We start from the raw sequence: 13,179 nt of genomic DNA on the forward strand, positions 1-13,179 counted from the left end.
ACAGAAATAATACATACCTAAATCAGGCGGTCGTGCAATTAGCCCAGGCACAGGGAGTTCGCCGAGCGACAGTTCTTATAGTGAAAGCCGTAGGACAGTAAACCAACTCCTGAGCGGTAGCTTGCTATATTCTCAAGCTGCAGCACTTCAGCCCTAGATGCGTTATCTCAGTTCATCGCGTAGCTGTCATTGCTTCAAGATCTACCCACTGGTCCACCTTGCGGCATCAGGTCTTTAAGACTCGGGCCGTCGCCCCGAGGCGTCCGAGGGGATCGACTATCGCTGCCACAATGGCATGAACGTCTCCTCCTGGATCGAGTTCATGGGTCAGAGGAAGTTCAGAGATCTCAAGTCTGATGGGTTCCATTTTCGATCCATCATCCCTTTCGGGCCAGATTAGTAAGTGGTATCGGCCAATGGCTCTAGGGTGAGCCACCGGCAAGTCAGGCGCCGAGATTGCAACTTTCTCGCCCGGTTGAGCGGTAACTGTTAATAGCTGCGGTGGTGGCGGCGTATCGGGGACAAGGGTTGTTGTTACCGGGACAGATGCCGAACTCCATTGGCTCTCGACAGCAACACCGAGTGTAGCCCCAATTGGCTCAACGCCCATATCGACCGGCGGGATTAAAGCGTCGCGAATAACGGCGAGTTCGGGCGGAAACCGCAGTTCAGCTACATAAGCCAAGGAAACGAACGTCGGCAGCGGCTTGGTCCCGGCTTTACTGTCTACGAAGGAGGCCGTCCAGACCCCGGGTTCGGCCGCACTCACTTCCAAGTTTACGCGCCCGACCTCACAGAAGTAGAGCGGATCAGTGGTTCGGTTCATCACTCTTCTTATTCTGCATTCTGGAGCTGCACTGTCAGTTTGTTGCAGCCTTTTTAAGAGCGCTGTGTCGATGCCGCCTACTGTGATGTCGACGTGGACGCGTCCTTGATCTGTCCGCACGACAACAGTTGGCGGCGGTGGAACTGCCTCTCCAGGGACAGCCACCGGGATGATGCCACAGGAGGCGAAAGGCGCCTCCACTCCAGTCGCAGAGATTGGCACGATACGCAGGAAATTAACCGTGTCGGATGCGCCAAGCAGGGCGAAGCGATACTCAACGGTGTCATTAGAGGCGGTAATCGGCCGGTCCGTGAGGCGAGTGAAAAGCGGCCGGTCATCGGGTAAGTTTTGGCGGACGCCGCGATCCTGCAGGGCATCGTAGATCCGCGTCGCCCGGACTGCTCGTGGTAAACCAGCGAAGGCTGGGTCAGTAAGATTTAGCGGAGCGCGTAAGGTTTCTTCGCTCGTCAGCCACACGTGGTAAGCAGGTGCCGTCGCGGACCACCCAAGGGCGAGTTCCGCTTGGCCGGTTGCATCTCTGCGCGTGGTCCAGATGAGCGTCCGCGATGTCTGCTGCGGTAATGGCCGACGACCGTCTCGGATCTCAAGCGTACCTTGTGCTGTGCTCTCGTTTGGAGAGACCGGCGGGAGCGCATCGCGGAACCGAACAGTCCAGGCAACAGGCAGCATCTCCCCAAGCGCAAGAGCAGGCGCAGCAATGTCGAACATTATCTCCGTGGCTGGGGCGTCTGGCGGTGCGAACGTGCGACTGACAAGCCCCGCAATAACAATTTCGATTTTCTCGATCGGCATGGCGCCTGGTGCCAAACGATTGGGGGAGGGTACTGGAACGATAATCCGGATTGTACCGGGCGAATGCTTGCCTGTCGGACCGGGATCTGAGTCGTTGCGGACGAGGAGCACCTGTGGCCGGGGAACCGGTGGCCGCGGCCGCGTTGGAGCGGCGGCAGTCAGGCTCTCCGAATCTGCCCAGCGGCCAAACTCATCGGCGGCGAAGATGGTCCACGTCGCCGCACTGGCGCTCTCGGGGACACCAAGATCCACAATTGCGTTGGCAGGGAGTGGCATCTTGGCAGACCCCTTGGGTTGGCCCGCCGAGAAGATTGGAACGTGATGCTCGGGGAAATTCGGAATTGCCTGGTTGAGCAATATGAGGCCTGTCCCATGATCGCGGGTCACAGCCAACATTCCGAGGCGACGAGGGGCGGAGAGTTCGATGATCTGACGCCAGCCGACGTGCGCAGCTTGAGTGGCTGACGTGCGGCGGCTTGTTCTCGTGTGCCATGCTGATGACCAAGCGGAGAGCTTTGGCGGACTAGGCTGGTCAAGTTCCGCGGGAAGTGCCACGCCGATGATTGGCACCACAACCCGGTTTACTTGCTCAAGGGTGTGAGCGACGTCCTTCACCGGCTGGTAGAACTCCATCAAGGTTTCGCGTAACGCCGCCATGTCTTGGGACATCGGCATGAGCACATCACCAAGTCGGGTTCCGCCGCCCAGCGCGTCCTGTGGCTCGACCGCAAAGAGTGCCGCCACCGCCCATATTGTTTCCCGGTCGAAGTTACTTCTGACAGGGAGTGAGAATCCCAGGAAACGGGCAAGGCTTGGATCCCCCGCGAAGGTTTGTAGAGCTGCCGGTGCGGACAGCGACACAGTGGACTGGTCTGTGGCTAACAGCGTTGAGCCCGTCTCGCCCCAGCGTCGCTCGCGTGGGTCCGGCGAGGGATGGTCAACCCCGACCGCGACTGCCTTGAGAACCGTATCAGCCATAGCCCGCACCCGTTTGACATCGACTGAGGGTGCAGTGGCAACGAGAGTCCCATCTGGCCGATCGATAGGCGAAAGCCGGCGCGGGGCGCCCTCTTCAACGCGCGCTAGCGCCCGATCAGGGCCTTCTCCGCCTACATACCAGCGATGATCCCCCTCGATCGGGAGGCCGAAGGTCCTAACGGGCTCTAGAGGAGGACTAAAGAGCTCAGCAATCGAACCATTGAAGCGAAGAGCTATGATGTCTGTCACGAGACCGCTGCCAAGGAACAAGAGTTGAGCGCGGCCGCTGATGGGGAAACGGCAAATCAGGCTATTGCTCGTATCCGGCAGTGTGCGCTGGGCAATGATCCGCTCCGGGTGCCCGGCCTCGGTTACACAAACCTGGATGTTGCTTCCAGGCGCGACTGTCACGGCGATGGCAACGATACGCGGATCAGACAGCGTGACGGGATCACCTACCCTAACGATCTTGTTGTCGGCCGGGTTGATCGGAAGCCTGGCGCGGACGCCATCCTCCCGGTAGAGGAGGAGGTCCGTCATCTCAACAGAGGTGAGCGGGAGAGCAACGAACGGGTGCAGCGGCAGGCCGAGCGCCTCATGGGTGCGAATAACAATATGCCAGCCATCCGCGACGTTGGGATCATCGTGGGTGAGAAGTGAGCCGACCTGTAGAAGCGACCGAGGTGTGAAGGTGAGGCTCATGACACGTCCTCAGCGAAATTTGGCTTGCTTGAGAAAGGAATGGAGACCGCAAGGCTCACCCTCGATGGCAGTTCGGTCGCGCGGAGCTCCAAAAGATCGGTTTCGCCTGGAGGAAATGGCTCCGAGGTGATGAAGAGGATGCGGTTCCCCACCCGGTTTGCGATGCGCTTGTCGAAAGGTTTCCCGCCCAAGGTGGCAGAGGCAAGGGTGAGCCGCCCAGGGCGTTCGATTGGTTCGGGCGCCTCAAGGAGGACGCCTACGATGTGCCAGGTTCCATTGCGCTCGACCCAGAGAGCCGTGCTCCTCGGTGACTCAGACAGGGTCTTGACCAGCATCGCGCCAGCTGGGGCCGAGCCCCTCAAAAGATGATCGGACGGCCCCTCCCGCGTGACAGACGAGATTCGGCGACCCAAGCCTGGCCAAGGCGTTAGCTTCCAACCCGCGAGCACGCTTTCGACCCCAGTATTGGACGCGAGGTCATCCGTGGATAGATCTGGAAGTACAGGCGAGCCGACAATTTCGACATCCCCACTAATGCTCTTGGAATTGCCGGCGGACGTCGCAAGCAGATCGTCGAGCAACTCCCTGGGGGTGCGATATCGCGATGTACCAAAGCTGGTCCCGGTGAGCCGGACACTAGCCTCTCCATCTCCAGGCGGTTTGAAGGCCGCGGCGAGATCATAGGTGCCGGCACGCGCCAAGCGGACCGGGGCAGAAGCCCGTATCCCGGCCGCGGGAACCGGACAGTTCGCCCCGGCCTCGGCTTTCAACTCTGCAATCCAGCGTTCGGCTGGCGAGCCGAGTTCGACAACATCCAGTGCGGAAAAAGCCACTGCCAGAGGACCGTCTTTGGTTGTTGTTGTATCGACTGACGCCGGCAGATCCGTACGCTTTAGATCCAGAGTGAAATCAAAGCCGTGCAGCTTAGCCATGCCGATCACATGATCAAAGGCGAAATCGACCCCGACTGGGTCATCGCAGAAGACAAACTGCGCCCGATCGGGTGGCAAATAGCGGTCAAGGTACCGATCGAGTTGGTCGGGCTGGAAGGCTTTCTGGTCGGAGAGCCGCAGGCGTAACTCGCCCTTGCTTCCGGGAATAAGCAACGGCGCAGCCGCCTTTGTCGCTGTCTGGAACCAGAAGGAGCGATGAACCGGATCAAATTCTTTAGCGACGGGAGCCTTGTCAGGGCGATCCTTGCGTGTCCCCGAGACCTTCACCGTAAGATCAATCCGGTAGGTCGCGCCGGGCGTCAGCAGGGGCTTTCGACTTTCAACAGGGACCTGATTTGCAGCCTGCTGGGCGGATGCAGCGGCCTTGACGGCCTTCCTATGACTGCTTGCCGCCTGCTGGGCCTCGACGGTGGTGGCTTGGAGACCGAGCAAGTCAGCCTGGTAGCCCCATGGATAACTTAGGGTTGCAGATTTGACCGGAGTGGACGCTTGCACACTGGGCGGTCCGAGCCGGACGACGAAATAGGACGGGGATATCGGTGTCCATTCCGTCGGCTCCCATGCCGTTCCGTTGTCGTCAACGACCGAAAGACCTGAAAGCGAGGGTTCGCGGCCTTCAATGCCAATCCAAAGCGAAGCATGGACGAGCGGAGAAGCTACGTCAAAGCCTGGGCTCAGGAAGGCAAGCCCAGTCTCAATTATGGATGCCGCCTCTATGTCTTCGGGGCGGCCGAGGATCGTAGCGATCCGCAAACCCTCGATAGGGGCAGAGTCGTACTGGGGGAGACGAATTCCAGGCGGTACCGGAACGAGGTTAGCATCTACAGCCACGGACGAACCGGGGAGGAGGGGCGTGAGCCATTCACTGAGCGCGGCATGCCCCACCAAGGCTGGGCTGCCGCTGTCCACTCTGGAGCTGATCTCGACGCCAAATCTGGACGCGAAACGGAGCGGCTCGACTGGCTCGACCGGCCACCGCCAATATCCGCGTACAACGAAGCCGTTCTCGGCCAATGCCCAGCCCGGCCGGGCGCTCTCTTCTCGATCGCAGCCATTCACAAGGCGCGGCACCGGATCAAGCGGTGCGTTCTTCGGACTTTCGCTCAGGCGATGCGACCACAGTGCCGGCGCCAATGTGAGAAGCGCGAGTTCTCTGGAGCCGCGAGCGGTAGCATCAGAGGCGAGGTCGCGCGGGACCTGCCACATCGCTGGCAACGGCCCGGCGAGAGGTATTTCGCCAGATGTACCGAGCTCGACGATAGTGAGTTCAGTGAGTTCATAGCGATAGCTGAGGGCATCGGAGCCGACGATGCCCTCAGCTGACTCGGCTGTGCCGCTGCCGCTTGGTTGAAGCGAGGCGGAGAATGACCCTGTGGTGACGTTGCTAGCTGGGCCAACCTCAAACGATAGAATCGGAATACAGTCTGTCCAAACGACAGGAGCTGCTGCGCTCGTATCAGTGGCTGTGGCGACCGTGCGGTAGCGACGGTCGACCAGGATCACAGAGATCCGCGGTATTGGTACGGGTGGCGGCGGCTCCCCGCTGATCTGCTCGCCGAGGGTCAGGCGGGCGCAGCCGCGCAAAGTTGTCAACCAAAGGTCGATCTCCCCGCAGACCTCAAACTCAGCGTATTGTACAGCTTCTGAGAGAAGCAGGATTGCATCGGCATAGGCAGAAATTGAGACTGGCCCGAGATGCAGCGAGCCCTCGACCTTGGCCTGTGCGGCAACAATCAACGGCCTCGTTCCCAGCCCCGCAATCGCGGTGGCACCGAACTCAAATCCGACCGGTCCAACGCCATATTCGCAGGAGAAGCCGAAGCCGCAGCCGACTGCAAAACCTGGAAGGGTGATCGGACTTTTCACCAGCGCCGGTAGAGTCAGTCCGTTACCCTCGATCATGATGAAGGCCCAGCCTTCGATGTTGCCAATCACAGGCAGGCCCGGCAAGAGTTCGGCTCGCATTGGTCCCGGGAGATTTAGCCCCTCGTACGAGCCGAGATAGACATGCCAGCGGGACCTTTCACTCGCCACAAAGGGGAAATGCGCCCCGAAGGGCGCTTTCACGCTCAAGAGAATTGGGACGTCATACGAGCCCTGCAGAGCGACAGTAAGCGCTGAGGCATCGACGGCTAGTATGCCTTTCAGGTCTCCAATTGCACCGAGAACTGCCCCCGTAGCGCCGCGCGGAGCGCGAAATCGGGGACACCGAGCATAACAGCCCCTTCACCCAGAAAGGCGACGCCGAGGTCAGGCAGGGTGCCAATCCGAACATTGATACCGAAGGCGGTATCACCCTTGCTCGGCTCTAGGACCTCAGGCAGGCGCAGCACGGGCGCTTCATCGTGTAGGAGGCTCAAGTAGTGCGTAACCGGCTCCGCGCCAGCGGGCACCTGTTTGAGAGCCGCATTGACGCCGAACATACCACCCACTCCAAAGAGTCCAAGCCCACTATTGGCGAGCGGGACCGGCCCAGGTAGGTCGGTCAGAATCTGCAAGGCGGTGAGGCTGCCATCCTGCAGGAATTCGCCGGTTGCACGCAGGCCGAGTGGTCTGATTGAGAGCGCCAGAAGCGCGTCGAAGCCGTTTGGCTGCAGCCGAAGTGATCCGCGGCCGTCGATAACACCAGGCATATCAAGGGAGGCATCGAGCCCGCGAAGCGAAGGTTCTACACCGTTCTCAAGCGTGAGACGGACGGTAGCGCCGCTAATCTTTAATGGCCCAAGATCGAGCCGGCACCGAAGGTCGATCTCGACCCAGCTGGAACCGTGCCCGTTTCGAACGCCGATGATGTCGAGTAATGAACCAGGCGAAGCACTTTTCCAGCCGCCCGGGTCTTCAATATCAAGGCTCGCGTCGTCAAAGCCGAGGCGGAACATCTTAAGCGCGCTCTCAGCCAAGTTCACTTCAAGGAAGACATTTCGGCAACGGAGCCGCATCGGACGATTTGGCTCCATTCCAAATTGGAGTGGGCCGAGATGAAAGGTCTTTACTCGCGTAGCGATCGAATAATCTAGGCGAAGACGGAGCTGGTCTCCAACCGGGAGAGTGCGGCCTTCACTTGCCAGTTCGACGCCATGAATGACAACCGATCCCTCATTTTCGAAATAGGACGAGAGAGCACTCGCAGAAAGCAGGAGAAGGTGCAATGCCTCGCCGGAGGCATCAGCGCCCGCGTCCGCGGGGAGACCACGATCAGCCACGAGCGCAGTAGCGAGTGTCGCTGCCGTGACAAAAATCTTCTCACCGGCACCGCCGACCTCAACACTAACTAGACCCGCTGGACTCTCAGACTCCAGGGCGAGATCGAAGCGCATGCCACTTCCGCCGACCGGATCACGGGTATAGCGGGCACGCACTCGAAGCGGCTTGCCACCGGCAAAGGTAATTCCGGGAACATTACGTCCTTCGTCCTGATATGCTGGCGACTGCTTTCCCTCAATTTGGAAGCTCGCGACCAACTCGACGAGGGTTGGCAGGCAGTCAGCAAGCGAGGTCGCTGCCGGATCGTGCCACTCGACACGTCCTGTGATATCCGGGCGGCCGTCAGCTCCAGGCAGGTTGACGATGATGGAGCCGTCAACACCGCTCGGGCTACCGAGCTCAAGCGAAATCGGGATTGCTCGCCCGCCGAGTAGCGGAATCGCCGGAGGCACGAAAAGCTCTGCATCACGGATAGCGATCCCGCGCCAAGCGAGGATGTCAGACGCGGAGTTCCTCCCTGGAACGGACGGCGGAGCCTTGTCGAGGCGATCGTCGATGACGAGGCCGGCATTCAATCCAAAGCCGAAACCGGTATCACCAAACAGGAAATGCGCCGGTTCGAGGGTGACGACCAGGAGGTCATCCGCCGCGCCCAATGGCGGGAGCAGTGCTCGCGTTACAACCAGGGAATTGTCTATTGCGGCGAAGCGCAAAACGGCCTTGAGACCTTTTACCTTTATCTGCTGAATTTCAGGTGCTGGCTCAAGGGTCTCCTTTAAGGTGCGTCCACCTCCAATCGATACCCTTCGTGCGGGCTTGAGCGCGAACGAAGGTATAGGGCTTACGGTGTCAAGTATAAGTGCTTCTGCGGCGGCAGAGATGTTGACATCAAGGCGAAAGCCGCTGTTTTCCTCTGAATATTCAAAGGGGAAGAACAGCGCATCCGGCAATAGGGCCGGGTCCATAGTTAGATCGGCGAAGCCCAGGAGCCTGCGCTTTTGACCAAGTTGCACCACACCGGAGGTGGTCGCGCCGGTGGGTGCCGCCGGCTGTGTGATCTGGAGCGCATGCAGCATCTCGGCGATATCGAGTGGGATGATAGCCTTATTCGCCGCCGGTTTAGCAGCGAGCAACTCTGCGAGGTCCATGTTGGCCTCCCCGACGTGACCGACTACTGCTTATCCTGTAGTGCCTTACGGCAATGGCCTTCTGTGCTGTATCGACAAACGCGCGCAGAGATGCCTTGAAGGCTGCGCTGATGAAACGGTCCCGCCATGCCGAGATGGGCCTCATACCCGGCTCACGCAAACCTATACCTGTGAAGGGTCCATCAGCTCCTCATTTACACCCCAAGACAAGTCGATTCAAAATCAGGAAAGGCTCTCAGAACATCCTGACTTGTTCATCATGCATCCTATCGAGGTAGTATTGCAGAGCCGCAGCAATTGTTGCTTCAGGATCCAGGCTAATACCTTCATCGGCCCTCATTATAAGATCCAAGATATCAACGAGCTGAGCTCCAAGAGCTGTTATTTGGAACTCGTCGCTTACGTCATTGAGGCCAGCCTCGAAGTGAACCTGCTCCAACATCTTTATGTCCGGAGAATTTGGATCAATTCGTCTGATGTTCGAGTTCATTACTGCAGTAGAAAATTCCTCAATCGCGGAGTTGAGGACGTCGCTCGGGCTTCCATCCACAGGAATTGGATTTAATCCATTTCGCCCCCGCCAGTCGTTGATTAGCAACTGCACGTATTGAACATCGTTAGTTGAATTAACCCCATTCTCGCCAACGCTTTGCAGGAGAGGTGAGCGTATCTGCGCGAGTATACCCGCTGTTGCAGCGGCTGCGGCAGGACTGCGGCTTAACGCAAGCATGAGCAACGCCATGCGTAGGGCAAGGACAAGGGCTGCTTCTTGGATTGTGGCACTGCTAACCTCCGCACAAAATTTATAACCAATGATGCAACCTTCAACACGCGACCAACGCAGATACCATTTGATAGGATTGCAAGCCCAAGTACCGGAATAGACCAAAGTTTTTCCGTTGGGCGAATACTTATCACCTTCGGCATACTGAATCTGTAGGCCAGCAAGCATCTCGTTGAAATTAGCTACTTTCTGACGTCCTGCCGCACGCGATGAGGGAGAATCGGACTTTATTTCATAGAATTCTTTAATCGAACCATTATTGAAGCTAGTGTCATTGCTTACGATGTCAGGCACGAGTGACTTGTCGCCATCTCGTGCTTTTCTCATCTTGCACCAGTTCTCTGCGGCATCAGAATCGACGAAGGAATCTTTCGACTTGAGGAATTCGGCGAGCCGGAAGCAGGTATCGTCCAAAGCGTCGAAAAAATCGGTCGAGAGTGGAAGTGGGTGCGGTACGCAAACGCGCCCATTACTTAGTTTCCAATCAGAATATTTTGCGTTTATGTGCAGTTCAACCATGTTGCCAATGACATCATATATGTATCCACTAGTCTGCCGGTCATTCTCGCCATAGGCTTGCCCAATGTAGAAGCATTTCTCCATTTTCGTGCTCCTTAGAATAATCCGCTCACAAGGTTTGCTAAAACGTATAGAATAAATCTAGTGCGTATTAACTGTAGGATTTTGGAGGTTTGTTTTTGGGGTTTTTGACGGAATTTTCTGCAGATCTGAATTCAAATTCCTTATCAACATTGACAATCGGCGAATCTGCAGGCCGCTTCCAAAGAACAGCGTACTTTATTGTTCTGGTATCCCGCGCAAAATCCGATACAGACGCGAACGAAGTATTCATACCATTAATCCTGTGCGTATTTATGGTGGTCTAACCTCACCATAAGCAGCGTCATAGATTAAATTACACAGGAACACGTCTTAAGGGCAATATACGCATACTATACATTAAAGTCTATGTCTAAAGCTATAATCCAGACTCTGCTATTGAGGTACGCCCAAGGTGGAAGGGAAGACATGTGTGGCCGATTCCGCTCGCCTACCGACTGCGCTAAAAGCCATTGGAAAGCATCCGACCGAGAAGGTAATTAACTGGTTAGGCTTGCAAGCGGTCGCGTCGCCACTGGAATTGTGAAACCGGCCGGACAGGACAACTGCCTGGCTATGTTGAGGAGCGTGAATTGGTATGCCCGCCATGCGGCATCACCGAAGCTGAGGGTGATGCGCTCGGCTGATGATCGCACTTCTGAGATAACCTGCTTGGAAAGCAAGGTACAGCGCCCCAGTGGTGCATTGAGGAAGTGCTCGGGAGCTTCACTTGTACGGAGATCAAGCCGCACATGTAAGACGTAAGCATCAGCTCCGCGGTATGCTGGCGCTCGAAATTATCCGTTCACTTTGCGCGATTAGGACCATACCCTGTACTCATGAGGGTGGCCTCGTTTTGGTTCCACGGTCCGTTCCAGTTCATAGGTATAGGCCAGAACAACCAACGAGCTGCTCCAACATGTGTGAACGTTAGATATGGTTCAGTGGTACAATCCGTTCACAGACTACGGGATACGATCTGCGTATGGCTAACCTCGAGTACATAAACAGACACGGCGTGTGGTTGGAGGGAAATGTCATTCCACTTGGTTCCAATCTCAATCCGAAGAAGATGCCTCCGATCTTGACCTTGGAGAGCCTTGATCCATTGCTAGGGTCTGTAGCAGGCCTTTTTTACGAAACCACTCAGAATGGCTATCCTGTTTGGAAGATATCGCAAGGTTTACGGCCGGGCGACCCATTACATCAGACATTGTTAGGCCACTTCACGAATGAGCAGCACTGGGAACTAATCTCTGCATCTCGAGTCAGCAATGTTCTAAGCCACGGCGATCTGATGATAACGGTAGGCTCCGCGTTATGTAACTACCAACATTTTCAGGATCTAAGCTTAGGTCACGAGACGTTTAGTCAGCACAGAGACCGCTTAGCTGATATTGCCAAATATGCTAGTCTGCTGCGGCCGCTCTTTGAGGCAGAGCCCCTTCGCTTCAAGTGGACGATGATAGAATCGGAAGCTTCACCTGTCAGGGGCAAGAATCCTTTCAAGGACATCGACTGGTTTTGTGCTGCCTTGCAATCGATTGAGAAACGAGCCGCCAATCTTGCAAGCAATCCAGAAGGACTACAGGAAATTCGGTTTGATGCTATCCAGCCGCTTAGCAACACTAAGAAATCCGAACGACAATATATTTGGGAGCCGATCTTCCGGTTCTGGATCAGGACAACACAGAAGGTCGGTTATTCAGAAGACGGCCCAATCATGCGCGTCCTGCGCATCATCCACAGTACCTTGGGAATAGCCGCTCCAAACGCAGACGCCGTACGGCAAGCTATCAAGGACTTCAACGGCCGACCAAGAGCTAACAGGCGATTGGCAGCTCCAAAAAAGCAATAGTTTTAAATGCTCGCCGTAGATGATACGATGAAACGTTCAGGTGGTGCGCTGTTCTAAAAATTTCTGCTTAGTGAGCCCTAACATCCTGAAACGATATGGTTACTAAGGAAGCCGTCTGAATTTTGGAGGCGGCTTTGCACCCCAATCGTATTCTGCGCGAGAGCGAGGTCCGTGAATGCACTGGCCTCAGTCGCACGACGCGTTGGCGCCTGATCCGGAGCAACAAGTTCCCAGCACCGGTCCATATCTCCGATCATGCCGTCGGATGGAAAGAGTCCGACATCCAGGCCTGGATAGAGGCACGGACCCGAGCCAGTTCGGCGAAGGCTTCGTGAGGTGGCAGCATGAAGCGATCGTCATCTCTCTCTACTCGCAAAAGCCGCCGGCCCAAAGTTTTGGCAGCTCCGTTTGCGCCGGCCGCCTTTGAAATCTCTGGCCTTCATATACCCGTCGTTACCTTCCTGGGCCGGTTTATCGCCGATGGTTGGGAGTTCACGCACCCAGCTACGGGCGAGCATCGCGACAAACGTACTGCGGCGAAGCTGAAAGCCATGGGAGCGAAACCGGGTTGGTCTGATCTCGTGCTGATTTCGCCCGCGGGCTTGTTCCACGGACTTGAGTTCAAGCGACAGGGCACGGGGCGCCTGTCTGCTGAACAAAAAGCCTTTCGTAATCGAGCCCAGGCGCGAGGATGGCCAATCGCGGTGGTTGCCACAATCGATGGTGCGATCGCTGTCTTCAGCCATTGGGGATGCCTTACTCACGGCGCTTGGACTGGAGGACTGGCATGAAAAGCTGGTCGCCAGCGTGTATTCCTGCACATGCCAATCGAGCAACTATCGTTGGGGAGCCTGACGAGCCATCGGTGAAGTGTCATCCGGGGAGTGGAATGTCACCTACCCGGATCGAGGGAACGTTCTTTGCTCACCGGCCGCTCTGCAAGCACGAGCGCCTTGGGTTGATTGAAGCCGGTATAGTTCCGAACTCAATTGATCGGCCCACGCCAGTACTTGTCGGGCACATCATTTTCTGCGGTGCTGCCTCCTTCGAATTTGAGCAGCACCAAACATCCAATGAGCCTAGTACGCCGGCCCTACTTTTCTTGGTTCTGGATCAAGACAGTATTGCGATTGACGTCGCAGCGTTCGACCGCCACTCGGGCCGTCTTGTCACTTGGTTGAACCGGGCTTGGGCCCTTGGTCAAGCGACGATTTATGCTGCACGCTTGAGCGAGCATGGGGCTCTGCCTGTTTGGCGCTCACCACTCAGCTGGCTTCGACACAACCGGCAAGGGCTCGTCCTGATCCGTCCAC

7 protein-coding genes are annotated in these 13,179 nt (G+C 56.9%); 3 read left to right on the forward strand and 4 right to left on the reverse strand.

Features of this window, described 5'->3' with window-relative positions; all coding sequences use genetic code 11:
- Positions 1-226 precede the first annotated feature (226 nt).
- From ACD578_RS07770 to ACD578_RS07785, 4 genes are all read right to left on the reverse strand, one after another.
- The gene (locus tag ACD578_RS07770) at positions 227-3,319 is read right to left on the reverse strand and encodes a hypothetical protein (RefSeq protein WP_404292113.1); all 3,093 of its coding nucleotides are present in this window, start codon (positions 3,317-3,319) and stop codon (positions 227-229) included.
- Positions 3,316-6,222 (reverse strand): hypothetical protein, encoded by a 2,907-nt coding sequence (locus tag ACD578_RS07775; RefSeq protein WP_404292114.1) that lies wholly within the window; start codon positions 6,220-6,222, stop codon positions 3,316-3,318. The genes ACD578_RS07770 and ACD578_RS07775 overlap by 4 nt, the downstream gene beginning before the upstream one ends.
- Positions 6,223-6,416: 194 nt before the next feature.
- A complete protein-coding gene (locus ACD578_RS07780; RefSeq protein WP_404292116.1) occupies positions 6,417-8,624 on the reverse strand; it encodes a hypothetical protein in 2,208 nt (735 codons plus the stop codon).
- Positions 8,625-8,859: 235 nt separating this feature from the next.
- The gene (locus ACD578_RS07785) at positions 8,860-10,011 is read right to left on the reverse strand and encodes a hypothetical protein (RefSeq protein WP_404292117.1); all 1,152 of its coding nucleotides are present in this window, start codon (positions 10,009-10,011) and stop codon (positions 8,860-8,862) included.
- Positions 10,012-10,993: 982 nt separating this feature from the next.
- On the opposite strand from ACD578_RS07785, the gene ACD578_RS07790 reads away from it, so the two are divergent.
- From ACD578_RS07790 to ACD578_RS07800, 3 genes are all read left to right on the forward strand, one after another.
- Positions 10,994-11,866, forward strand: a complete 873-nt coding sequence (locus tag ACD578_RS07790) for a hypothetical protein (protein WP_404292118.1) — start codon at positions 10,994-10,996, stop codon at positions 11,864-11,866.
- Between the two features lie 134 nt (positions 11,867-12,000).
- A complete protein-coding gene (locus ACD578_RS07795) occupies positions 12,001-12,201 on the forward strand; it encodes a helix-turn-helix transcriptional regulator (RefSeq protein ID WP_404292119.1) in 201 nt (66 codons plus the stop codon).
- A 9-nt stretch (positions 12,202-12,210) separates the two neighbouring features.
- Complete coding sequence (locus ACD578_RS07800; protein ID WP_404292121.1) at positions 12,211-12,657, forward strand: hypothetical protein; 447 nt, start codon at positions 12,211-12,213, stop codon at positions 12,655-12,657.
- Positions 12,658-13,179 lie beyond the last annotated feature (522 nt).

It is taken from the genome of Microvirga sp. RSM25, assembly GCF_044784385.1.
Taxonomy (GTDB): domain Bacteria; phylum Pseudomonadota; class Alphaproteobacteria; order Rhizobiales; family Beijerinckiaceae; genus Microvirga; species Microvirga tunisiensis.